Annotated in this window: 15 protein-coding genes and 2 pseudogenes; 7 read left to right on the top strand and 10 right to left on the bottom strand. The window is 31.8% G+C overall.

Annotation, left to right across the window (positions count from 1 at the left end; all coding sequences use genetic code 11):
• Window positions 1–18 precede the first annotated feature (18 nt).
• The gene (locus tag MHH42_RS12565) at window positions 19–1,434 is read left to right on the top strand and encodes a phosphatidylinositol-specific phospholipase C (RefSeq protein WP_070173196.1); all 1,416 of its coding nucleotides are present in this window, start codon (window positions 19–21) and stop codon (window positions 1,432–1,434) included.
• Window positions 1,435–1,623: 189 nt separating this feature from the next.
• On the opposite strand, the gene MHH42_RS12560 is transcribed toward MHH42_RS12565, so the two are convergent.
• Complete coding sequence (locus MHH42_RS12560) at window positions 1,624–3,000, bottom strand: lytic polysaccharide monooxygenase (protein WP_340893441.1); 1,377 nt, start codon at window positions 2,998–3,000, stop codon at window positions 1,624–1,626.
• Between the two features lie 1,296 nt (window positions 3,001–4,296).
• On the opposite strand from MHH42_RS12560, the gene MHH42_RS12555 reads away from it, so the two are divergent.
• From MHH42_RS12555 to MHH42_RS12540, 4 genes are all read left to right on the top strand, one after another.
• Window positions 4,297–5,340 (top strand): Fic family protein, encoded by a 1,044-nt coding sequence (locus MHH42_RS12555; protein WP_001204202.1) that lies wholly within the window; start codon window positions 4,297–4,299, stop codon window positions 5,338–5,340.
• An 846-nt stretch (window positions 5,341–6,186) separates the two neighbouring features.
• Entirely contained in the window at window positions 6,187–7,695 is a 1,509-nt protein-coding gene (locus MHH42_RS12550) for a spore germination protein (RefSeq protein WP_000055710.1), read from the top strand.
• Window positions 7,682–8,785, top strand: coding sequence for a GerAB/ArcD/ProY family transporter (locus MHH42_RS12545; RefSeq protein ID WP_000527375.1), 1,104 nt, complete (start codon window positions 7,682–7,684; stop codon window positions 8,783–8,785). Before MHH42_RS12550 ends, MHH42_RS12545 begins: the two co-directional genes overlap by 14 nt.
• Window positions 8,782–9,909, top strand: coding sequence for a Ger(x)C family spore germination protein (locus MHH42_RS12540; protein ID WP_000619989.1), 1,128 nt, complete (start codon window positions 8,782–8,784; stop codon window positions 9,907–9,909). Before MHH42_RS12545 ends, MHH42_RS12540 begins: the two co-directional genes overlap by 4 nt.
• Before the next feature lie 537 nt (window positions 9,910–10,446).
• On the opposite strand, the pseudogene MHH42_RS12535 reads toward MHH42_RS12540, so the two are convergent.
• The 5 genes and pseudogenes from MHH42_RS12535 to hblC form a co-directional block, all read right to left on the bottom strand.
• Window positions 10,447–10,548 (bottom strand): annotated as a pseudogene (locus MHH42_RS12535) (DUF2179 domain-containing protein); the annotation flags it as partial.
• Window positions 10,549–10,940: 392 nt separating this feature from the next.
• Window positions 10,941–13,550, bottom strand: coding sequence for a putative mucin/carbohydrate-binding domain-containing protein (locus MHH42_RS12530; protein ID WP_070173194.1), 2,610 nt, complete (start codon window positions 13,548–13,550; stop codon window positions 10,941–10,943).
• 556 nt (window positions 13,551–14,106) lie between these two features.
• On the bottom strand, window positions 14,107–15,240 hold the full coding sequence (gene hblA, locus MHH42_RS12525) for a hemolysin BL binding component B (protein WP_001063465.1): 1,134 nt from the start codon (window positions 15,238–15,240) through the stop codon (window positions 14,107–14,109).
• Window positions 15,241–15,267: 27 nt separating this feature from the next.
• Window positions 15,268–16,497, bottom strand: a complete 1,230-nt coding sequence (gene hblD / locus MHH42_RS12520) for a hemolysin BL lytic component L1 (RefSeq protein ID WP_080119703.1) — start codon at window positions 16,495–16,497, stop codon at window positions 15,268–15,270.
• 61 nt (window positions 16,498–16,558) lie between these two features.
• Entirely contained in the window at window positions 16,559–17,878 is a 1,320-nt protein-coding gene (hblC, locus tag MHH42_RS12515) for a hemolysin BL lytic component L2 (protein WP_000791006.1), read from the bottom strand.
• A 605-nt stretch (window positions 17,879–18,483) separates the two neighbouring features.
• On the opposite strand from hblC, the pseudogene MHH42_RS12510 reads away from it, so the two are divergent.
• Window positions 18,484–18,573, top strand: a pseudogene (locus MHH42_RS12510) (undecaprenyl-diphosphatase); the annotation flags it as partial.
• Window positions 18,574–18,580: 7 nt separating this feature from the next.
• Here MHH42_RS12510 and bla read toward each other — a convergent pair.
• The gene (gene bla / locus MHH42_RS12505; RefSeq protein ID WP_142307347.1) at window positions 18,581–19,507 is read right to left on the bottom strand and encodes a class A beta-lactamase Bla1; all 927 of its coding nucleotides are present in this window, start codon (window positions 19,505–19,507) and stop codon (window positions 18,581–18,583) included.
• Between the two features lie 220 nt (window positions 19,508–19,727).
• Entirely contained in the window at window positions 19,728–21,863 is a 2,136-nt protein-coding gene (locus tag MHH42_RS12500; RefSeq protein ID WP_070173193.1) for a peptidoglycan D,D-transpeptidase FtsI family protein, read from the bottom strand.
• Window positions 21,864–22,254: 391 nt separating this feature from the next.
• Between MHH42_RS12500 and MHH42_RS12495 the strand changes: the two genes are divergently transcribed.
• Window positions 22,255–24,015, top strand: coding sequence for a peptidoglycan D,D-transpeptidase FtsI family protein (locus MHH42_RS12495; protein WP_340893440.1), 1,761 nt, complete (start codon window positions 22,255–22,257; stop codon window positions 24,013–24,015).
• Between the two features lie 11 nt (window positions 24,016–24,026).
• Here MHH42_RS12495 and MHH42_RS12490 read toward each other — a convergent pair whose 3' ends face one another.
• Together MHH42_RS12490 and MHH42_RS12485 are read right to left on the bottom strand one after the other, a co-directional pair.
• On the bottom strand, window positions 24,027–24,854 hold the full coding sequence (locus tag MHH42_RS12490; RefSeq protein ID WP_070173191.1) for an SH3 domain-containing protein: 828 nt from the start codon (window positions 24,852–24,854) through the stop codon (window positions 24,027–24,029).
• Window positions 24,844–25,377, bottom strand: coding sequence for an RNA polymerase sigma factor (locus tag MHH42_RS12485; protein ID WP_070173190.1), 534 nt, complete (start codon window positions 25,375–25,377; stop codon window positions 24,844–24,846). Before MHH42_RS12485 ends, MHH42_RS12490 begins: the two co-directional genes overlap by 11 nt.
• Window positions 25,378–25,717: the final 340 nt, after the last annotated feature.

Genomic DNA, 25,717 nt, shown 5'->3' with positions numbered 1-25,717 from the left:
AAGGTCAGGAGAGATAAAATGAACAAAATAAAAATAATAAATTTCTTTAAAATTAGCATCCTCACATGTTTTACACTAGCAAGTTTAAGTACACCATCTCCTATTTTAGCTGATAGTCATCCAGGTTATTCCTATGAATCCAATATAGGATATCAAAATCCATCGTGGATGTCGAAAGTAGAAGATTCAACAAAACTAAGTAAAATATCTATTCCAGGGACTCACGGTACAATGGCTTTACATGGAGCAAGTTTTCTTGATGAAAATTTGACAAGAAATCAAACTATGAGTCTATCTCAACAATTAAATTCTGGAATTCGATATGTAGATATGCGTGTTAAACGTGTAAAAGATTCTTTTGCAATGTACCATGGGATTGTAAATCAAAAAGCAATGTTTGAAGATGTATTAAAAGAGGCAATTCAATTTTTAAAAGATTATCCGACAGAAACAATTTTAATGCGCTTAAAAGAAGAAACTACTCCTGAAAGTGGATCACTATCATTTGAGGAGATATTTTTAAAATATAAAAACGTTAATGCTTCATATTTTTGGGATCCTAATTCCGTACAAACTTCTGATAGAAACAACCCTACTTTAGGAGATATCCGGGGTAAAATTGTAATCTTACAAAACTTTACATCCTCTCAATTGTACGGTATTGATTACGAAAGTTTGAATATACAAGATAAATTTGAAATTGGAAGTGGTCCAGACGAAATATATGGAAAATGGAATGCGGTAAAAAGCCATCTACAAAATGCAAATACTAACTTTAATAACGGAAAAATATATCTCAACCATTTTAGTGGTACAGGTGGTGCAGCAGCATTTTTAAATAATGTATATCCTTGGTTTGTTGCAAGCGGAAAAGAGAATAGAAATACTGATAGTAGTCCTAAGTTGATTCAAACGAATTTCACTAATGAGTGGAGTGATTTCCCTCGCGATAGAAATGGGCAAGTATATTATGGTGGGATGAATACACTTGGGACCGAACTCTTGCATCAAGGTGAAATAAAACATGCTGGTATTATCGCAGCTGATTTTCCTGGACCAGGTTTAATTGATAGTATCATTAAATTAAATGGTACACATTCAAATGAAAAAGAACTATTAATTTCGCAAATTTCATCCGAACCTAGTCCTTTATCCGGACAACAAAATCGATCCAGTCAAAACTTTAAAATTGATAGTCTACCTGTAGGTACTAAGGAATTAAAATGGATTATTGAGCCTTCAGAAAAAGATCATCCTTCTACTATTTCTTTCAATGTAATGATTGATGTTTCCCTAGGTACAGATTCTACTCGTTGGAAAAATATTTCACATGGATCTAGGACCGAAGCTTACACGAATACTAAATATTATATTGCAAGTCCAATTGGTGCCACTAACAAATTTACAGTGAAAATATACGCTATTACAAATTAGAAAATAAAGAATCCCAACTGAATTCCTTTTTGATGGAATACCATTGGGATTCTTTTTTGATTTCATTTCGTAAACATTAAGTGATTAAATTTATTCACATATCATTTAAACCATTAGATAATCCATACTTAAAACGACCCTTACTTTTCAAAAAGAAGTGCAAAAATGTTAACTACCTTTTCCCGCTTATCATTTATTCATAACTGGCTTCCAAAGCGATAGGGCAAAAATCCAATTTGAGTCGCCATTTCCTTGATGATCTTGAACCGCTTCATATACTTTTCCCTCATATACTACTCTATCACCTTTAGTATATGCTTTTCTTGCATCCCATTTTTCATATGTGGAATCCTCTGACTTTGTAGTTACATTCAAAACATCACTTCTACTAGATTCATTTCCAGCTAAATCAACCGCCGTCACTACATATTTGTACGATGTATTAGCCTTCAAATTTTTATCCATAAAGGATGTATTATCCGCTGTCCCAATTTTATTCATAACCCCAGCGCTTTCTCTATATACAATATAATGGTCAACACCTACATTATCTTCAGATGGACTCCACATCAAATCAACAGTTGTCGCTGTTGTACCCATACTATGTAATCCTTTCGGTTGAGTCGGAGCCTCTATATCTGGAGTTTCATTTGTTGTCTTAACTTTTAGTTTTTCACTTTCTTTTGATATGTTTCCAGCAGTGTCTAATGCCTTTATTGTATAGGTATATTCCGTATCTGCTTTTAGTTTTTTATCAATAAAAGTTGTACCTAGTACCGTATCAATTACTTCTCCATTGCGTAACACTTGATATTCTTTTACACCTATATTATCAGTAGAGGCCTTCCATGTTATTTCAACACTATTGGCAGCAACTTTAGACGCATTTAATCCAGTTGGTTGACTTGGAGCTACTGTATCAGGAGTTTCATTATTTACTAAATTTACATCAATTACATTATAAAACGCATTTGACGTATCTGCTACATCCCATACAGCTAAAATAACATGATAACCATTACGATCAGTTGGTACATTAATTGTATGTGTTAAATTATTTGATGCGGCCGAGCCGTCATGTTTCACAGTTCCAATTGGTTCTAATTCAGCACGTGTTAATGGTTTATTAGGATCCCATCCCTTTTTTGTAATGTAATAATGCCATTTGCTTGTAGAATGTGCCGCTGTATATTTCCATGTAAATGTATTTGCTCCACCCTTAATTGTGTTTTTGAACCAGCGACTTGATGTTTGTTGGTCAAGAGTTCCTCCAAACAATCCTCCTGCCGAAGCAATTTTTCCATCAATCGGTCCACCATCTGGGAATCCTTTAGGTGCTTCTAGACTTTGAGGTTCGTACATTACATTTCCACAATTTAAGTTTAATGCCCCATAATTCTGACTACATAAAGCAGCACGACTACTTGGCTTTTCAACAAACCCATGTGCATACGCACTTTGAGGAACCATTGTAATTGCCGTCACCCCTGCAGCCAGAACAAAAGCACCAATTCCTTTTTTACTTTTTCTTAATCTTTCTAATTTAGATATTAATTTCAAATTCATTATTGTCCCCCCAATATATTGTTTATGCTAATATAATAGCAATATAGGGATAAACGAACAAATCGCTAATTAATATATTAATATCTCTCATAAATTGGTACATTTATTAATATTTTTAATCTCTTATAAAAATAAAGTAAATACAATAACTCTATTTTGTAACATTATGTATTAAAAGAAGAATAAAAACTTCGTTTAATTTCACAAAAAATTCAAATATTATTTTAGAGAATTATCTCATGTAGGAAAAATTTAACTTTTTATGTTACCAAAAAGTAAAAAAAGTCTGGAAGACACCGATTATATCAGTTTCTTCCAGACTTCACACTTCTGTTATACAACATACAAATACGACATTACCAATGTTAAGTTGACACATAGTTGCTGAACCTTAAAAAACACCATAAATAATATGGTTTGATTTATATGGTTAATGCACATAGATCGTTTAATCTTAGACATATCCCCTTACTAATTCAAACTAAACCTTAACTATCCATAAAATAACTTAAAATATTCATCTTAACATAATTTCTTGTAATACATTTATAGACATTTCCTATCAAATACCACTAATTTATTATATTATTTTTATCTAATAAGGTACAGAAACAAAGGGTAAACTTCAGTGTGCTTGAAATATAAAAAAATAAACGTTTTTAGGGTGAAACGTTTAAAGGGTACTTTAGTACTGAGTTTTTATTAAATGTTCCTGTACCTAATATTTAAATTAACGTATGTCAAAATATTTTACAATACAAGTGTTAAACGTTACATCTTTCTATATAAAATGATACATTTCATCAACACGTCTCTCCTAATCCATATGCTAAATATAGAAAATTCAGCTCGTTAGGATTTAATTTTAGAATTCTCATAATAGCAAATAATAGATCAGGCACATAATTGTCACAAATTAACAGTTTATCTACTTATTGATTACCTTTGAAAAACTTTATTACCACTTCAATCTTTACTCCTAAACTAAAGTGCATCTAAACCAACAATTACTTAAAACTCTTTTAAATAATCTTTCAAAAGAGTCGATAGTTTTATATTTTTTATTTTTTTATTGTACATTTGTACATTTGATGTTAGGATTATGCCTATTAAAATTGAATCCTAATGATTCTTCTTTATAATTTCCATATTTTAATTGTTAAATAAAATTATAGATTCTGAAATATATTCAAAATCAGAACGGAAATGTCATTATTTTATAATAATGTCGTGAAATACCTTTAGAATGGACAGATGTATGCAACAACGTGTTAAGGGGTTACAGGGGGAACAAAAATGAGAGACTTTTTTGATGATAAGTATAAGAATATTGAATTAAAAAGGAGGTTAATACATTTAATAAGTGAAATTAGCGAATTGAAAGGAAAATTAGCTGCTTATCAGGAACAAAACCCTGACATATTTAATAGTTTAGAAAAAACTATACCACTACATTACATAAAAAATTTCACTACTATTTATGAGGATATAAAAGTTCCTAATAAAAGATTAAAAGAACTTATTTTAGATGATATAGTACCTCAAAATATTTCGGAAGATGCTATTTTTTGTTATTATCAAACACTTTCTTTTGTACATAAAAATTCCTGTACTTTATTAATCAATCCAGCAACTATACAGGAATTGCATTTTCAACTTATACATTACATTACCTCGGACAGTGCCAAATGGCGTGAAAAACCTTTTATTATTCCAGGAATTCCAGAACATGGAATGCACTTGAATAGTTACCGCATTCTTCCGCATGAACTTATTCCACAGTTTATGGAGCAATTATGTGATCAATACAACTCATTAAATACTAGTAAGGGGCTCCATTCGCTTTTATTGATAGCTCGTTTTATATTAAATTTTTATTGCATAGTCCCTTTCAATCAAGGTAATGGTAGGCTGGCATTTATGTTAATGCAATTGCTGTTAATTAAGAGTGGACATACATTTGTAAAATATGTATGTTTGGATAAATATATTAAGAAAAACGAATCTGAATATTACAATTCGATTTATAAATCTTCTGTGAATTGGTATTGCGAGGAACATAATAGTAGCTTTTGGTTAAAAACGTTTTTAACTATTATTTTAGAGGCTTACAAAGATCTTCATAACACAGTTCTAGATTCTATATGTAAACATACTAAAGTTGAGAGAATTCAGGGTTATATACTTAAACAAAAACAACCCTTTACTAAGGAGAGTATTCGTAACACATATCCAGACATTGCAGAGAGTACAATCAGTAAAGCTTTAAATTCATTGCAATTATTTGGCCATATTAAGCTGGTTACAAAAGGGAGAAACGCAAAATGGATTAAAGTTTAAAACACTTGGGGTCCAAAAATAAAAATTATAACTTTATCACAGAATTTCATTTTAATTTTAGGCTATTATTACTACTTTAGTTATTTCTAATTCTAACAATACATTTTATAGGAAAAGGTACGTTTCCCTATGCCTTTTCCTATAAAAATATTATATAAGTAAAGAATAATTGTCGAAAAAAGTCGTATTTTACTATTTTTTCTTTATTTTCTGGTTGTAAACGTTTCAATTTCATGTTAACATCTTAATCAAACAATAGATGGTAATAAAAATGATAGTATTTCTTTCCCTTAGAAACATATAAACGTACGGTACTTTCAAGAAAATAAGGCCAAAGAAATATTTGATACTTACCAAAATAACCAATAAGAATTTTGTTGCGCTAATTTTTCTGATAATTAAGAAAACACATTTTGTCCCTAAACAAAATTTATTAGCACGCAAAATTCAAATACACTAGAACACCCAAATAAATGAAATGTCCTTTTTTATTGAGCATTGAGGTATGAAAAAAGAATTCTTCCTACAAAATTCAGCTGAGTAGCATAAAAACATCTAAATTACTTCCTTTAACGCCATCTATTGTTGACAATATATTTACCAACTATAAAAAAGAACCTATCGAAGGTTCTTTTTTATTATAATGATTCAAATTTCAATTCTATCTTGATACTTAGATTTCCACACAGATTACATCTACTTTTTGGCTCTCAATTATTGCATTTATAATATTGCACATCAAATTTAGTTATTCTTGTTCCCAATCAGTTTAAATTAGTGAATAAAATTCAATCATATAAAAATAATAAATACAACTAATCGTTATATATTAAAGAGGTGTCAATTTTGTCCTTAAATGAAGAGACCTTAGAAACGAAGACAGATAAAACCATTGAAAAGATCCAAACGAGTAACTTACAAAGACTTAAAGATACACTAAATAACATCTTTGATATTAGTGCAGATTTGATTGAACATCCTTTGCAATTAAAAACAAAAACGAATATTTTATTATATTATTTTGAAGGCCTTACAGATGGTGTCGCATTAAAAAGCAATGTTGTTACACCATTATTACAAGAAGTAAAGGAAGACAGTCAAATATTTAATTCTAATATTATTGCTACTCATACCAAAATAGTATATACATGGAATGAAATTAAAGAAGGATTACTTGAGGGTCAATGTGTACTGTTTATGGAGGGAGAAAAGCGGTCACTTCTAATAAATACAAAAGGCTGGGCAGAGAGATCCATTCAAGAACCGATTTCAGAAGTTACTATTAAAGGCTCACATGATGGTTTTATTGAGAATGCCACAAAAAATATAGGCCTAATTCGTCGATATATTCCTTCTACAGAGTTAAAAATCAAAAAGCTGACGATTGGAGAACGAGCCACTTCTTTAGTCTATTTAATTTACTTAGGTGATGTAGCAAGCGTAGACGTAGTCCAAGAAATAGAAACTAGAATCTGTAATATTAAAACGGATGCGGTATTGAGCATTGGAGAACTATCTAATTATACAAAAGATCAAAATTGGACTCCTTTTCCACAGGCCTATTTAAGCGAACGCCCAGACGCGATTTCAAATCATATCCTTGATGGAAAAGTAGCAGTCTTAATGGATAGATCCCCTGGTGCAATGATTGTTCCAATGAATTTAATTGCATTTTTTCAAACCCCCGATGATTATAATATTCATTGGCTCATTGCATCGTTTTTTCGTTTATTACGATTTGCTGGTTTTATTATAGCGATTTTTTTACCCGCAATTTATATTGCTATCGTCTCTTTTCACTTTGAAATCATTCCTTTAGATTTATACACTTCTATTGCAACGTCAAGAGTCAAAGTCCCTTTTTCTCCCCTGCTGGAAGCATTTATAATGGAAATTACACTTGAAATGCTACGTGAAGCTGGTATTCGCTTACCACAACCAATTGGACAAACTATTGGGATCGTTGGAGGAATTGTAATTGGGCAGGCGGCTGTTCAAGCTGGTCTTGTGAGTAACGTTATGGTTATTATCGTATCTATTACAGCCATTGCATCATTTATTGTTTCTAATTACGATTTATCAAGTTCTATACGCCTTATTCGTTTTCCAATGATGTTATTGGCATACTTTTATGGCATTGTAGGTATTGTTAGTGGATTAATGCTCTTATTTGCTCATTTTGTTTCACTAACTTCCTATGGTTCACCATACGGATTGCCAATAGCACCATTTCGTCTCCAAGAGTTAAAAGATTCCTTTGTAAGATTTCCTATTTCTATGATCACCACCCGCTCGAGTACTGGACAGCCGAAACAAAAAAAGAAAAAAGAAGGTGGTTCGCATGGGGAATCTTAAATTCCAAAACATAACTTTATTTGAATTTATTGTTTTCATTCATTCACTGCAACTAGCCTCAGGTATGTTAATTATGCCGAGCCCACTTGCTACTACCGCTGGCACAGATGGCTGGATTTCTATCATTCTGGGTTGGATAACTACTTCTATAATTGGCGTATTTATTATATTAATGTTACAAAAAAATCCTAACAAAAATTTCTCACAGATTTTAAAAACATACTTTGGTAAATGGCTAGGGACAATTTTTTTTCTTTTATATGCTTTTTATCTATTTTTTGCTGGCTTTAATACTTTATTAAAGGCAACTGATATTGTAAAAGTGTGGATATTCCCTTCCACTCCTGCTTATCAAATCACCATATTATTACTATTGCCTTTTATTATTTTAGCCCTAAGTGGGTTAAGGGCCCTTACTAGTTATTCTATGCTTGTTTTCTTCTTCACTACTTGGATGCCACTATTTCTTCTTTTTTCATTAAAGAGTATGTATGCTCCTTTACATCTACTACCTATTTTTAAAGATGGCTTATACCCTATTGTAAAGGCAACAAAAGAAACCATTACCCCTTATGCCGGCTTAGAAATTGCATATTATATATATCCGTTCTTACAAAAAAAACAACAAGCTATAAAGGGACTACTAATAGCGAATACTGGAACCATGTTTTTCTATCTCTATGTGACTATTCTTTCTTATATATACTTTAGTCCTGAGGGGATAAAAGACGTAATTTGGCCAGTATTTCATCTGTTAAAAGGAGTTCGTTTTTCTTTCATAGAACGATTAGAAATTATATATATCGCTTACTATTTAATTGTATTTTCCACTACAATATATCCATATTTATTTTTCAGTTTTGAGTCTGTGACCATTTCACTTCAAAAAAACGCTCGCAATTGGGCGTTGGTTGGTTTTATGGTATTAATAGTCGGCTTATTTATTTTTCTAAATCCAAATGTGGATCAATATTTATTTATATATTCTCTTATGGATATCTTAAATATCATTTTCTTTATTCTATTACCAATCTTATTTTTCGCTTACAGCATTCTTTTTGCTTGGGTTACTAGGAGGAAACAACTTTGATTCGAAAATGGATATGGATTGTAATTTGTTGTGTATATTTGATTGGTTGTAGTCAGAGAATTCCTCTTGAGAAGGTTTCATTAATCCTATTAATTGGCTTGGATAGAACCCCTAATGGAGACATAAAAGTTGGCACAAGCATCCCACTCTTTCATCATAAACAGCAACAAAGTACTATAGAGCATTGGACACAGGCATCCACTGTATATAATGGATTCAGTAAGATAGATACGAAGTTAACGGGCTATATGACAGCCTCAAAAGCTGAAATTATTTTAATTGGGAAAAAATTAGCACAAGAATCAAATTGGTTACAGGAACTTGATTCTTCTTACCGTGATCCTTACGCTACCATTAATGCTAAAGTAGTACTTGTAGATGGACCTACAGAAGAAATTTTTAAAGTTCATAAGCCTAGTAAACCATCACTGCCATCTTATATAAATGGTGTAATTGAATCTTCAATTCAAAATAATCAATCCGTCTCTTCTACAATTCAACAATTAATGAGAGAACGAAATGAAGAAGGAATGACACAAACTGTTCCGATTATCAAGAAAACAAAGAATGAAATCGACACAGTAGGCATTGCATTTTTAAATCGACAAGGAAAATATTTAACTCATATCCCTAAAAAAGACGTTAAATTTTTCAATCTTATAAATAAGTCGAAAAATAGCGGCCGAATGATACTACACCTTGTGCTTCCTCCTAAAAAATCCAACAAAAAACCAAACACTTCTATCTTGGTACAAAATGCGACACGGAAGGTGGATGTTAATTTTCAAAACGGAAAGTTTGTATTTAATCTCCATATAAATGCTAATGTAGCTTTAATAGAAAAAACCAATGTGAATTTAATTAAGGAGCATTATGATAATAAAAAAAATATAAATAATTTAGAAAGTGCTATTCAAAAAGAAATTAATAAGAATTTACAAAATATGTTGAATGAAATACAGCAGAATAAAATTGATCCAATCGGATTATCCCTATATGCTAGAGCTTTTCAATATAAAGAGTGGAAAAAACGAAAAGGAGATTGGTTGCAAGCGTTAGCAGAGGCTAAAATAAATGTAAAGACACACGTCAAAATAAAAGATACTGGGACCATTAGAAATTAGACTAGCCTATTCAAGTACAAGTTTCTAATTTAAGGAACTGAAGAACTTTTAACTCTAGTGCAGTATATATGCCAGATTCCATTCCAATTGTAACTCCATGACATAATATCAAAGCCGAAATTCCTAAATTAAGGAATTTCAGCTTTTCGAGTTCGTACGAACATCTTAGTTTTTGTTTTATGTACCTTGATATAATAGATACACATCAACATATTTGTGCATAATGTTTTCGTTTAATGTGGCTTTAATAAATCATTGTTAGTTTAAATATCCTATTCTGTTATCAATGAAATTTTATTACTTATCCCCTTAGATTATTTCAAATTTCTTGCTTTTCTATATCAATAACTAATTATTATCAGATATCATATCCATAAAAAGTTACAAAAAATAATAATCAATTATTAAAAAACAAAAAGTACTGCCCTTATGCCTTACTGTTGTCCCCCTTATTACGTATCAGATTTCTATCTAAATGTGGGTTTCATCTTTTTCAATAATCAACTATGTATAAAATATTTAACTTTGTTAATACCCTTAATGGATATCTTGCTTTTTAAAGTTTCCTCCTTTTACTTCCGCAACATCATATACAGTGACAAAGGCATTTTCATCAATTTCATGAATAAGTTCTTTCATTTACCTTATTATTCTGTTTCTTTTTTCTCAAATTTATAGCTCCTAGACATTGCTCTATTCTCCAACATAATTTTTAGCTATTTTTCCTCTTATAAATTCAGTTTACCCTATGTATCTATCCAAACTTAACTAGTTTTATATTTATTTAAACCAACTATCCGTTTAATTCCCTTTTCGTTTATAATAAACAGCTTCAAACTTTAGCGTTTTCTTTGTACTACTTCGTTTTTTTGGAAATAATCCTCCAATTAATAACAACATCATCCATGCCAGTATAAGCATTATATTTATTCTATTGCTTACACTTAAACTTAAAGTGCTCCAAAAGCCAAATAGCCGTTCATAATGAACGACTATTTGGCTTCTTACTAATAATTTAAATGTTCTTCATGTTAATCTATTTTGTTTAATCCCGTTGAAGTAACTTGATAGGTTCTTTTTTTGCCTATATATTCTTGTTTATTATTCTCAAGGTTAATAAGTGTAGCGCGTGTCTTTTCCTTTACTGCTTCCCCTTCTATATGGGTAAACTCAATGTAATCTCCCACTTTTACGGGCACGGTTTGGCTTTCGGCAGTTTGTTGTCTATTTCCCACTATTTCCTTATTGTACACAATACTACCGGATGAATTTTGTACTTTAATACTTGCATACGTATTATTAAAGTAAGAATGTGGTACGCCTGCTTCTAACTTCACCTGCATTTTCTCAGTTGCCCTATTATAATCTACTTTTGCGATTTCTCTATCACTATATCCTTTTAAAGACCAACCAAATTGATTTCCGTCTAAAACCGTTGTTTCTGGCATTTTTTCTACTTTCTTCATGCCTTCTTTTGTAACTTCGTACATAACTTTTTTTCCAAAGCTTTCTTGTTTACTGTTGTCTACATTTGTGAAAGTAGCTCTATGCACACCTTCTAAATGTGTTAACTCAATATAATCTCCTACTTTGACTGGAACTTTTTGCGATTCAGCATTTTGTTGTTTGTTTCCATAAATGTCTTTCTTGTATACTACTTTTCCTGTTGCATTTTGTACTTTAATACTCGCATATGTTTCATTAAAATAATGATGCGGTATGCCTGCTTTTAAGTCAACTTGCATTTCTTCTGTCGACTTATTAAAATTGATTTTAGCAAACTCCAAATCACTAATTCCTTTTAGTGACCATGCAAATTGATTTCCATCTAAAATTGTTACTTCTGGCATTTTTTCTACTTTTTTCAAGCCCTCTTTTGTAACTTCATACATTGCTTTTTTTCCAAAGCTCTCTTGTTTACTATTATCTACATTTATGAGAGTAGCTCTATGCACACCTTCTAGATGTGTTAACTCAATATAATCTCCTATTTTGACTGGGACTTTTTGCGATTCAGCACTTTGTTGTTTGTTTCCATAAATGTCTTTCTTGTATACTACTTTCCCTGATGCATTTTGTACTTTAATACTCGCATATGTTTCATTAAAATAATGATGTGGTACGCCTGTTTTTAAGTCAACTTGCATTTCTTCTGTCGACTTATTGAAATTGATTTTAGCAAACTCGAAATCACTAATTCCTTTTAGTGACCATGCAAACTGTTTTCCTTCTAAAATATTAATTCCATTAGGCATATCTGGTTTAATTGGATTAGAATCCGTACCCTTCCAAATTTCTGCTGTTAAAACTGGATATCCTAATGCAGTCACTTTTTGAATGGTATCGTTATTTGGACGTAATCCCCACTTCTCAAAGAAAGGAATCAAATTTTGTTTAGCTACTTTTGATGCTGAAATCATAAATAATTGTTTTTTAGTTTCATCAGTTTGTGGAAGTTCATTTGAAGGCATGTCTCTATACAATTGATGCAATTTAGGATAGAAATCCTCTCCATATGCTAACTGTAGTTGCCAAAGCATAACAAGCTTAACAAAAGCATCACTAATTTCATCATAATTTTTATTAGATTGTTCTAAGTATTGAAATGCCTTAGTATAAGCACCCTCTTGTTGTAATCTAAAAGGTTGATTAGATGTAAATGCTTTTTCTACAGAAAGGCTGTAAATATTATTTTGTACTTCTGTCATATTATAAAACTTCCAAGGTGATTGCTGTCTCAAATGCCCTGCCTCATGCCATGGACCCCAACCATCTTTTATAAATTTATTAATATCTAACACGTATTGGATTGCGTCTCCTACATATGCGGTTCGATAAGAAGTTGCATACATATAATAATCAGGAGAATGATTTTCTTCTACGTAATGAATATAATGTTTATCTACTTGTTCTTCAGATAATCCAGCCACTTTGTCTTGAATTCGAGTAGCTTCATCCATCTTTTTTAAGAGTTGTACAGGATCTGTATTAGAACCTAACAAATATTTCTTAACACGTGCCGGGCTGGCCGTAATTAATACACGTTCTCCTTTTAACTCCACTGCATGTGCATTTGGATATTGGTCCAGCATGTTTATTAAATCTTGTTTCGTATGCTTGCCTAGTTCAAAGAAAGGAGTAGTCGTTCCACCTGTTGTGACTGTTGTTCGAATAGTGCCACCTTGTTGTTTATTATAAAAATAAATCATCCCCCCATTTGGAGATTGGATTGTGTTTATACCAGGTTTTAATGTAAATGATTTTATTTTAGAATCTTCTCTCCAAGAAGCATCATACGAATACGTTCCAATGTATGCTTGAATATTTTGATTTCCTTCTACATTTATCGTTATTTGTTCATTTGGCTTTGCATATAAACCAGTTGGTTCATATGGGCTAAATGCCATACTTTTTCTTTCCTGTTGTTTTAGTGCCTCAACATCCCCTTTTCCTGGGACTGTATATGTTCTATTTTCTAATTTAACTGATTTTTCTTCTTGCAGTGATGTTGATATTTTTTTTTGCTGCTGCCTTTCCTCTGCAAAGACATCCGATGAAGAAATCATTCCAGTCGCAAGCATAGTTACTGTAGCAGTAGCTGCAAGTATTTTTCTAGTTTTATATTTTGAATTATTCCCCATATTATCTCCCTCATTTTTCCTTAGTGCATGTAAGGATTATTATTTTATTTATTATTTTTTTACACCAAAAATTATTTACGCTATTTATGTTGTATCTAATACTCTATTTTTTCTCATACTAATCTCCTTTTCTTTATTTCTAATTGTTTATAAATGTTATTTGATGACACATAAAATAACAACTTTGCGATAAACTCATCAATAACAACCTATTATGTTTTGATTCAGTATTGTTAACTTCCATCTAATTGTATAAAAGTATTCAATTAGTAAAATAAGAATATAAAGCTTACTAATCATAGATTATTATTTATGGAAAAATTCATAAAAATCATTTACCTTAAAAGTTTAAACTTGTATAACTACTTTTTACATATAGGATAGAGTTATACATATATTTATTTACTCTTAATGTAAGAGCCTTCACTACACTAAGAAATATTTCAATAAAAATAGAAGACAGAGGCCCAATTACACCTCTGTCTTTTCAATTTATAAAGAACAAAAAATCATTTTATGACTGTATAAATGCCATTGAAACAAAAACCGTATTCCCCTATTTTTTTGAAGAAACAGGATCCATTTTTAATGTTTTTATACCTTCTTTTAATGTAAACGCATCTGCTTTTAATGTTTTCCAACTGTCTTTCGCTGCATTCAGATTTGGTTTTAAGAATTTAAATTTATTTTGATCTGCTTTTTGGGACGCTTTGTCAATATGACTAAGCACTCCTGAATATTGAGAATCTAAATCATGCCATTGTGCAGACATATAGGTAAGAGCATTAATAGCGGATCCAATTGCATCGTGCATTTCATTAATATTATTATACGCAACACCAACTACGCGGTTTAACGTTACTTTATAGTCTATAGTCTGACGTAATTGTGCTAACAACGGCTCTAACGTACCTAAATTATCTCTTGCTACCCCTATCATAATACCGCCAGCAATCCATGTAGGGATTGAAGGAACTGATACAGTTATTATTCCATCTGATTCTACTTGTTTAAAATGTCTTACTTGCTCTAAAACATCATTTAGGCGTTTTTCATCTTCATCTATTCCAGATGCTTGGTTTTTTAAAATCGATTGCAAGATATATTTATGACCTCCAAATGCTCGAACATCTTCTCCAATACTATCTCTTAACTTAGCTAGTTCTTGTATTAAATTCTGTGTATATGCTTGATTTTGTTTAATCTCACCTTGTAAATCTGTAATGCCTTCTTTTAATGTATCTGCATCTCCTTCATTAATCGCTTCTACTAATGTATCGTAATAATTGTCGAATTTAGTATCATACTCTACAATCCCCGTCAGTGTATCTAAAAGTTGTTTTTTTATGTGTGAATCCCATTTTGAAGCATGCTCTCTAGCATTCTTTTGATCTTGTAGAATTTGTCTAGGTAGATTTGTATATCCTTTAATATCAATTCCTTCAAAGTTAACATCTGGATTATTAATTAACAAATAAGAGTAATCATTCATGGATTTTGCAAATATCCCAGCATCTTGCAAAGCCTTTTTCATCTTTTCGCTGTTTACAGAAAGAGATATATCTTCAGCACTCGTTTGTTCTATTTTACTTTCACTTGCAAAAGCTGCTACTGGAGAAACTACAGTGGTTGTTGTCAGAGTTAAAAACGTCGATACAGCAAGTAGTTTATATGGAAAATTATTATTCACTTTAATTCCTCCTATACATATATATTTTTAGTTTGTTTTTTCTTGTTTAAATGCAATGTCTTTTGAAATGAATTCTGCATCCTTATGAATATCATTCCAACTTTGTTTTGCAGCCTTTAAATCATCAGGTATTAACGAAAGTTTATGTTCTTGCATTTGATCGATATTATCATATAAATCTTTATAATTTGCTCCCATTGTATTCCATTGTTGCTGAATACTTGTTAGAGACATAATTGCTTGATCAACTGTTTGATACAAATATGTTAAAGTGTCTTTTGTATTAGTAAGTGAAATAACTGCTTGGTTAGCTAGATCCGCTTTCATACTTAATTCTCCAATTTTATTCGAAATTTCATTATAGGAGTTCATATGATTCGATGCCTCAACACCAGCTGCTGTTCCTAAACCAATACCAGCTGCCCCTAGAGCTGCTAGACCACCAACAACAGCTGGTGTCGCTGTGCCACCAGTCACAACAATTACTACCGCTCCTGCAATCGTTCCAATAACTAAAATAGCTGCTCCTAATCCACCACCAATTGACCAGGCTAATACATTATCAAAATGTGCTTTCTGCGTAGAACGTAAATTCTCAATTTCGGCCTGAAGTTGTGGGACTAACGCTTGTTTTCCCGCTAATATAGCCGTTAATCCCCCCTGTCCATCTGGACCTCCAACATTATTTTTAAAATCTACAGTATTTGTATACAACTTTGTTTTAAAAGCTTCTAACATCTTAATAACTTCCGTAACTTCATTTGAATTTGTATGAATTGTACCGATTAAATCCCCTATTCCTTCTTTGAGGCCTGCCTTATCTTTCTTTTTTACAGTATCTACTAGTGTGTCGTAATAATTTTGAAATTGTTCATCATAATTTACAATATTACGTGCTGTCTTTTGAATGTTTGGCTTCGCTGTATCTAACCAGTAATTTGCATTGATTCGTGACAGTTCCTGATTCAGGTGAATGTTTTTGATTAATTCTCCCCCTCCTGAACCTAATTCAATGTTGGATAAATTTACATTCGGTTGCTTAATCATTGTTTTTGCGTACAAATCCATTACAAGAATATGAGAGCCTGTTTCAGCCAACACTTTCTTTAACCCTTCAGGTCCTAACGCATAATTTTCTATTTTCTGTTCTTGTGCTGTCTGTTCTTGTGCAAGTGCATGAATAGTACTACCATTCGTAGCAGTTATAACCGTTGCTAACGTGGCCAAAGTTATGACCTTAAATGGAAATTTCATTATTTGATTCTCCTCCTTATTTTCAGTTGCATTATAATTTTTTATTAAATTTAATTTCTTAATATTAAAATTTATAAACTTGTTCTTCGAGTTGATTTGTTACATTTTTTAGTCGTCTTAATGTATCTTTTTGAGACTGAGTGTTATTAGTATCAACTTCAGTCGATAATTTTGTAATACTATTACTTATTAAATTCAAATCCTCTTTATAACGTTTCATTAGCTCAATTTCCCCATCTACTTGATTAGCAAATGTATGCAAATCATTTTGCATGAAAAGAATCATTGATTTTTGTAAATCTGCTACTGTTAATTTAGTTGTTAATTCATATAATTTCTGATTTTGTTTCTCTAAATCATTTAAATATGCTCTTTGCTCTGCTGTTAGTTTATTAATTTCGGCAAAGGTACTATATGTTTTTTTAATTTTTTCGGGATCAATCACTTTCATAAGATCATACTCTTTCGTTTTTGTAACTGCAGCTGCAGCAATTTCACCTTTTTTACTTTTCTCTATCGCTTCACGTGCTTCTTTTTTTGCAGCTTCAATTTCTATAGCTGATTTTCCCTTTTCTGTTGCTTCCTGCTCTGCTTTCTTCTCTGCTTCTACAATAGCATTGTTTATTTCTTTTCCTTTGTTATACGCCACTACTGCGGTTTGAGCAGCCGGTTCAATGATATCTTTTGATAGACTATAAATTTCTTGGAATACCTTTAGCCCTTGTTCATTTAAAGCTCCTGGTAATAATGCTATTTGCTGTAAATCATTTTGAATTGATTTTTTGGTATTTAGCATTTCATTTTTTAATTTGTCTATTTTTCCTGTTCCCTCTGAACTAAGTACACTTTGTGCTTTTACCACATCTGTATCAAGATTTTTCAGTTTCTTATCTACCTGTAGTTTAAGATCTGTTAACTCATTAATCTGACGTTGCACGTTTTCTTGGTTTGTTATAGTCATATCTTGAAGAACTTCCAGTCTATCTAAAAACCCTTCTTTATCTTCCTTATTATCTACAAATCCTTTTAATGTTGGATAATAGCTATTAAATTTGGTTGCAAATCCTTTACTTTTTGAATTTAGTAGAATTAATTTTGGATATAGTTCTGATGACCACTCTTTCATATCTTGTTTAATTAGAAATTGAGTTGTATTTAAAGATGGAACTTCTTCAAGTTGCACATTCGGATTTGCTAAGGCTCCATCTATAACGGTTTGTGTTAATTTGGAGTGTGCACCTATTTTTCGTAATGCTGAGGAAATATCTATATTTTCTTGTTTCGTTTCTGCCTGAACGGTTGGCGTTGCGAGAGTATTGATAGGAATAGTCGCTCCAGTAACGATTGATGTTATTAAAAATCCTGTCATAATTTTATTCTTCATTCCGTACACCTCTTCACTATTGTTTTTTACAGTTTTAATCGTAAATGTTGTACAACATAACGTTAGGATTTCTTCACACATACTTGAGGATTGAGATTTTTTCAAAAAAGTAATTACATCTCGTTTTTTATTTATTTTTGAAAGAATATAAGGACCTTACTTCCCCCTCATTTTAAACACTATGTTTTTCATAAGTAAACCAGAAAATCGCTTTTATTAAATTTGATTTTTCAGATATTTATTGTTCAAATTATAAAATATTATATTTAAAAAAGTTAAATCCAAATTTCATTTCATAAAGTGAAATAATTATACTATGATAATTAAACATAAAAATCCTTTTATTCCCTAAAACCTATATGAATCCCTCATCCGAAAATGATTTTAATATAATTTAATAGTGATTGACGCATATGTGTCTTTTAGATGGATATGTAAAATTACATATCCATCTAGGAGTAACTAGCATACATACGCCAAAAATATTATTATCGTATAAATAATATTTTTGTTACTACGAACATCACAGGAGAAAACTCCCCTCATGCACTTTAGGGGATAAATTATCCATGAAATAATAATTTTTGCTTATATACTTACTATTCATTCTAGGAATACAAAAAAGCGATTCTTTTCACATGAAAAAGAATCGCTTTCTAGGTTCATATTTTCAATTACGTTACATAAAGAATTGAGGAATTATCATTTAAGAGACTTAACTATCACTTCAGTTGCCTCTGCAATTAGTTGATTATCATAGGTAGCCTCTTTCTCATCTTTACTAGATAAAATTGCGATGATAATAGGTGCTCTATTTGGTGGCCATACGATAGCAATATCATTTCGTGTCCCGTAACTTCCAGCTCCTGATTTATCCCCAACTATCCAATCAGTTGGCATGCCTGCACGAATAAGTTTGTCTCCTGTAGCATTTCCTTTCATCCACTCTGTAAGAAGTTTACGTTTATGATCTGGAAGCGCATTTCCGACTGTAAAAGCTTTAAGATTCGTAGCAATTGCTTTCGCTGTACTAGTGTCACGAATGTCTCCTGGAATAGCTTCGTTTAATTCTGTTTCAAAGCGATCAGACATAGTAACCCGATCCCCGATCTGTCTAAGCGCTTTTTCATATCCTTTAGGTCCGCCTATTTTATTAAATAAAATGTTCCCTGCAGTATTATCACTTGAACGAACAGCAGCCTCAGCAATTTCTCCTAGTGTCATTCCAGTATCTACATGTTTCTCTGTAACAGGTGAATATTCAACTATGTCTTCTTTCGTAAATTTAATGACTTCATTTAATGTATCAATTGAGTTTTGCTGTAGTAATACTCCTGCCGCTAAAGCCTTGTAGGTTGATGCGAAGGCAAATCTTTCGTTATGTCGATAAGAGATTGTTTGATTTGTACCAGTATCAATCGCATATACACCTAATCGAGCATCAAATTTTTTCTCAAGTTGAGAGAACTCTTTATGCGTCGCCTGATTTTTATGTTTCACTTGTCCAGTCTTTTCCTTCGCTTCAACTTGCAATGCCCCTCCTGTAAAAGTTTCTAGACTTGTAACACTTAAACCTAATATACCAACGCACATTCCTATTTTTAGCATCCTCTTGTTTTTCAAAATCATCATTCCTTTCAAATTTTCAGCACCTTTTTATACGTACACATAATAGACAATCACGGAACCAAATTTGTTCCATAAACCGAAAAAAATTTATAGCTAGTATGGGAGTTATTAACAAATAAGAGATAGTAGCTATGATCGCCGCTATCTCTTATTTCACATTTCATTTTTTTACTTATAAATGGCTTTATATAAACAGGGTCTCTTCCCTGAGAAAAGTACTCTAATTTTGCTTAGAACTATCTGTATTAGTAGCTTCACCATGTATACGTTGCTTTTTTAAATCAAAGTATACATCTAAAACTTCCTTTCCAATTATAGAATTAATTCCACTTTTATCATCATGAAGCCATGGGACTACTATAGAAAATGCTACTTCTGGATTATCATATGGAGCATATCCAACTAATGTTAAATTGTAACATTCCATACGTTCTCCTTTTGCATTTCTACCAATTGGATCATCTCCTCCATATACAGTTTGAGCTGTCCCTGTCTTTCCTGCTGGTTTATATGGAGCATTTTTGAAATGTTTCACGCCAGTTCCATCACCTTCTTGGAATACCCATCTAAACCCCTCTTTTATCCGATCAATATGTTCTGTCTTCATATCAACTCGATTTAATACGACAGGCTCTATAGAGCGTATAACTTTGCCAACCTCTTCTTCTTTTATTGATTGTTCTCGTATTTCTTGTACAATTTGAGGTTGCATTCTATAACCGCCATTCGCAATCGTTGAAATATATTGTGCCAATTGCAATGGCGTATACGTATCATACTGACCGATAGAAAAATCTAGTAAAAACCCAGGTTGACTATCTACCGTTCTCGTTTGTCCGGTTATTTCATTCGGTAAATCAATACCTGTTGGGACACCTAAACCAAATTGTTTAAAATAATAGCGCATCGTATCAAATGCTTCTTGTTTAATATCCAACGTACCATTTGGTACGTAATTAACCCCTGCGATTTGTAAGGCCGTTTGGAACATGTATACATTCGAAGATACTTGTAAAGCTCTTAAATCATTAATATTACCAAATCCAGATACATTCCATGATTTCTTAGCTTGTGTACCTTTAAATTTCATAGGCGCGTCATAAAATTGATCTCCTGGATGTATTGCCCCTGTCTCATATCCAGTTAATAAAGTAGCACCTTTTACAGCTGACCCTAGCTCATACGAAGTTGTCATGTTACCTAAAGCCAAATCCTCAATCTCTATTTTCCCTTCTTTTTCTACAATCTTTTTGCCTGCCATAGATAAAATCTGTCCATTATTTGGATTCGTCATGACGACAAAAGCTCGGTCCAACAGTGGCTCTGAACTCTTAAAAGCTCTCAAGTTTTTCTCTATACTTTCTTCCACTTTTTTTTGTAATTCCATATCAATCGTCAATGTTAAACTATTACCACTTTTTCCTTTAGAGATTATTTCTGTGCTAACAATATTTCCGGATTTATCAGTTATGTTTTTCACTTCTTCTTTTGTACCGTGTAATGCATCTTCATATCGTTGTTCAATATAACTTTTTCCTACACGATCATTACGGTTATATCCACGTACCAAATAAGAATCTAAGTTTTCTTTCGGTAATCCTTCTTCACTGCTTGTAATATTACCTAACACGGAACGAAATAAATTACCATTTACATAATTACGTTCCCAATCAACCGTTGCATCTACTCCCGGAAACTCCTCAAGCTTTTCACTTATCCGCGCATACTCTTCATCTGTTACGTCTTTTTTGATAATTTGTGGTGTCAATTGATAACCTGCATTCATTTTGCTTTTAATAGCTAACACCTTTAAATCTTGTGCTGTTAATTCTGCCAATTCTACTTCTGTAACGCGACTTCGTCTTAAGTCATCAATTTTTTTATCTAACTCTTTTCCCTCTATTCCCTTTTCTTTAAACTTTTCTATATCTTTTTTAGTAACCTTTGTCTCCGCGCGTTTCTTATTCAACTGCATCCAGAAATCTTTTTTATCGATTTCGGTTAACTTATTTATATCTTGTTCGGGCATTTCAAGTACTTTCGCCAAGTCTTTTGCTGTTTTTAAAATATCTTCACTCGTAATCCCCTTCACCCTTGTATACGTAATTGTGCGAAGAGATTTATTATTAACGACTGCTTTTCCTTCTCGATCTAGGATTTGTCCACGTGGAACTGGTATACTAGTTGTTTCATTTTGACTGCTTTCCACTTGGTTCTTATAAGCCTCTCCCTCAACGATTTGTACTTTTCCTAGCTGCATAATAATAGCTGAAAACAGTAGAAATATGCAAAGGAACATTATATTTAATCGAATAGATATATATGTCTGCTGCTTCTTTTCTTTTTGTTTTTTCATAAATCCTCCATATAATTCTTCCGGAACTCCTCACTAATACTTAGTAAATAAATACGTTCCCTATATATTAGAAACCACCATTCAGTTATAAATAGTGTCTTATCTTTTTTCTACATCCTTGTAAGCGTCAATTTCTTTTCGTTTAGCCGCGTAACTGATACATCTCCTTTCCTGTCTTTCTCTCTATTTTTTATCACTTGCATTAGAAATGCTAAACTGTATAATGACTCATATTAAGCTTACACATAGACTTGCTAGTAACTTTTCATACTGGTTATTCCTTTCCTCATGCTGTAATACTTAATAGACAACCTAAGTAATAAAGTTGTTCCACATTTACAAAAAAAATAATTAACTATAAGATGAAATAGGCTACACAAGGGAGGGTTATATGTTACATATAAAAAGATGGAGATTTTTTGCGGTTCTTTCTATTGTAGGTTTGATTTTACTACTTTTAGTAAAAATCAACTTCATTTCAATTACTATCGCAACTTCTTCAGCTGAAAGAGGAAAAATTTTCGATCAAAATGGTGTAATACTAGCTACAAATAAGAAAGTTAAGTCTATATATTGCACTTCTAATGATGAAAAGCTATCGAATCAAGATACATCAAACACATTAGCTTTTTTCAATCAATTTTCAAACGAGCTTCAACATGACATTTCTGCAGAGGACATAAAATCACAATTACAACAATCTTGTAAAAAGCAGACTATGAAGGATATACCGTTATACTCTGACATAAATGAGAGTGAACTTACATTCATAAACAAGAACAAACCCAATAATGTAATAATTAAAGATGAATGGATTCGATATTATCCAAAACAAGAAATTGGTTCACAGCTAATTGGATATGTAGAAAATGAACTTAATTCTAAGTATGGACCTGTGGGAAAAAGTGGGGTTGAGCTTCAATATGAAAATGATTTAAAAGGAAAACCCGGAAAAACTCTGATTTTTAAAATGAATAATAAACAGTTCTCATGGAACATTCAAAAAGTACAAAGAGGAAAAGATGTCCGGCTAGCTTTAGACTCGAAATTGCAGCAAAAAACAGAGGAAGCATTACGATCTCAAATTAAAAAAATACATGATGCTAAAGCTGGTTATGTCGTAGTAACTGATATAAAAACTGGCGCAATTTTAACTATGGCCAACTCGGCAGTTTTTAATCCAAATACATTACATACACATGTATCATCTAAAAATGAAGACATTAAATCACTTTCGCAAAATAAAGCAATTCAAAAATTAAAGTATGGCGAATCTTATGTAAATATGGCCTCTACTATAAAGCCACTTACTATTTTAATTGGATTAAACGAAAAGCTTTTTCAACCTGAAGATACTTATTTAGATAAGGGTACTTTTCAGTATGATAATCAAAATAACATTACGAATGCACCTGGAACGCCAACAGGTGAGATTACACCGAGGCAGGCTATCATTAATTCATCTAATACATTTATGACTGCAAAAGTAGCTCTGCCCTTATTCAACAAAAATAATGGGAATATAGAAAAAGTGGCACATATATGGACAGATTATTTAATGCAATTCGGCCTACGTTCTAAAACCGGGATTGATTTACCCTTTGAAGAAGACGGACAATATGAATTCCATCCATCTAATAAGTTTGAAAATGGAATCTCCGCTTTATTAAATGCCTCTTGGGGAGGAAATGAAGTGCACACCCCTCTTCAACTCGCTCAATATGCAGCAACTTTGGCAAGTAAAGGTGATAAATATAAACCTCAAATCGTAAGTGCTATTATGAGTCCTGACGGTAAGGAAACAAAAAAGTTTAAACCAATTTTAGAAAGTTCAAATCGTTATCCTATGAAATTTTGGAGTGTCGTGCAAGGTGGAATGAGTCAAAATATAGAGGAGATTAAAAACTTGCCCTTTCATGTCGCAGGTAAAACAGGTATAACAGGCTCTCCCAACGAGCAAGAAAGAATGATAAATCATTCTCTTTTCATTGCATATGCTCCTACCGAGGATCCACAAATCGCCATTTCTGTCGTTATTCCTGGTAGTAATTCAGAAAAAAACATTGCTGCTCTCGTTACATCAGAAATTTTAGAGTCTTGGCATACACTTCAAAAAGAAAATAATAATAAAGAGGAAGGTTCATTAAAGTGAACCTTCCTCTTTTACCATATAGAATCTATATTTATTATTTTCCATTCACCATTATCATTTTTTTCGAACATGAATGAATACTTAATATCAGTTAAAACATACTCTTTTTGTACATATCCAGTGTTACCGTTAATTGTCGATATTTTTATATATCCATCATTTTGCACTTTTTCTGGAATCCAAGCTTTTACCATTTCATTAGATACTTCATATACAACCTGTGATTCTCGTTTTGGTTCAGCTAAAATTTTTGTTTTATTTCCAGTAACCGTTGCATATATAAAATGCGTTTGCTTTGGTTGGTTACTTTCTGTCAAACCACTTGGTACTTTGTATACTTTTTTTGTATCATTTGCAAATTCTCCCCCCATTGTAAGAGCGACTTGCAACTCATGAAAAATGTCTTCATCAAACTTCAATTCATCCTTCTTATAACTCTTCCCTTTAAATAGAACTTCATCATTTAATGCTCTATACAGATCATTTTCATTTTTTGAATTTGTGCTTTGATATAAATCATTCATAAATTGTTTTAATGATGGATCTTGAGCAGACTCATCTTTTGTTTTCGGCTTAATTTGAGTACTACTTTGTACCGGTGATTTATTGTCATCAAGCCAAGGTTGTTGAACAATAAAAAATAACATAGTACAAACCAAAACAACTGCAACAGACAATGCTTTTTTACGAAATGGTCTCTTATTTGTTACAGAATCTACTTCACTATTTTGATATACCGATTGCTTTATTTTATAAATAAATTCTTCTTCATCTTTCCGATGCTCCATTGGGCCTTTTTTCAATTTACTATACCAGTCAGGATTTTTTTTACTGTTCATCACTACTACCCTCCCCTATTAGTTTTGAAACTTTGCTTCTCGCTCGGCTTAATCTAGATTTGACTGTTCCAATTGATACACCTAATGTTTCAGCCATTTCTTCATAAGATAATTCATATTTCGCGTCCAGTATTAGTATTTCACGGTGTTTTTTAGGTAATTTTAATACAACATCCCACAGTTCATTTAGTTCCTCTTGCTTAAAAAACTCTTGTTCTGCCGAGGAAGACTGCTTGTCGTCACTAAAAAATCCCACTAAAGATATCCTTTTAAAATAAGAGGATTTCAAATAGTTTATCGCTGTATTTCTTGTAATTTTTAATATCCACGTTTTAATAGATGACTCCTTTCGAAACGAATGCCAATGTTTAAAAACCTTTATAAAGACATCTTGTGTGATGTCATCTGATAAGTGTGGATCTTTCGTAATAATAAATGAATAATTCCATACATCTTGCCAATAGTCTTTAATAACATAGTCAAGCTCATCATGATTACATTTTCCAATAAACTTCTGTTCCATTTCCACACCTCAAACTTATTTGAATAAACATAAAACTGCCCTCACTTTTAATATGGTTTCAATATATAGACATGATACAAGTTTCATTTGTTCCATTGTTTATCTTTTTTTGATAGAAGAATTCTCCTGAAAAATGTAAAGGTATGCAATACATTTTATTACATAATCACCTTTACATTCTCTTCGATGACAGACTCTATATTCAGCCCGTACTTGCAAATACTATTTCAAAAATCACTTTTGAAACAATAGAATTTGATTTAAATAATGAAAATGATAAGATATCAACTTTTTAGAACCACAATAACATAGAAAAAGCATTCTCAAGTAGGGAGAATGC

Origin of the sequence: Bacillus sp. FSL L8-0099 (assembly GCF_038006385.1) — a bacterium.
Classification (GTDB): domain Bacteria; phylum Bacillota; class Bacilli; order Bacillales; family Bacillaceae_G; genus Bacillus_A; species Bacillus_A toyonensis.
This window is presented reverse-complemented; position numbering and strand designations above follow the sequence as displayed.

What these genes read in the sequence shown, in the direction of transcription:
- MHH42_RS12565 (WP_070173196.1), top strand. Translation starts at nt 19, where the DNA reads ATGAACAAAATAAAAATAATAAATTTCTTTAAAATTAGCATCCTCACA.
- MHH42_RS12560 (WP_340893441.1), bottom strand. Translation starts at nt 3,000, where the DNA reads ATGAATTTGAAATTAATATCTAAATTAGAAAGATTAAGAAAAAGTAAA.
- MHH42_RS12555 (WP_001204202.1), top strand. Translation starts at nt 4,297, where the DNA reads ATGAGAGACTTTTTTGATGATAAGTATAAGAATATTGAATTAAAAAGG.
- MHH42_RS12545 (WP_000527375.1), top strand. Translation starts at nt 7,682, where the DNA reads ATGGGGAATCTTAAATTCCAAAACATAACTTTATTTGAATTTATTGTT.
- MHH42_RS12530 (WP_070173194.1), bottom strand. Translation starts at nt 13,550, where the DNA reads ATGGGGAATAATTCAAAATATAAAACTAGAAAAATACTTGCAGCTACT.
- hblC (WP_000791006.1), bottom strand. Translation starts at nt 17,878, where the DNA reads ATGAAGAATAAAATTATGACAGGATTTTTAATAACATCAATCGTTACT.
- bla (WP_142307347.1), bottom strand. Translation starts at nt 19,507, where the DNA reads ATGATTTTGAAAAACAAGAGGATGCTAAAAATAGGAATGTGCGTTGGT.
- MHH42_RS12500 (WP_070173193.1), bottom strand. Translation starts at nt 21,863, where the DNA reads ATGAAAAAACAAAAAGAAAAGAAGCAGCAGACATATATATCTATTCGA.
- MHH42_RS12495 (WP_340893440.1), top strand. Translation starts at nt 22,255, where the DNA reads ATGTTACATATAAAAAGATGGAGATTTTTTGCGGTTCTTTCTATTGTA.
- MHH42_RS12490 (WP_070173191.1), bottom strand. Translation starts at nt 24,854, where the DNA reads ATGAACAGTAAAAAAAATCCTGACTGGTATAGTAAATTGAAAAAAGGC.
- MHH42_RS12485 (WP_070173190.1), bottom strand. Translation starts at nt 25,377, where the DNA reads ATGGAACAGAAGTTTATTGGAAAATGTAATCATGATGAGCTTGACTAT.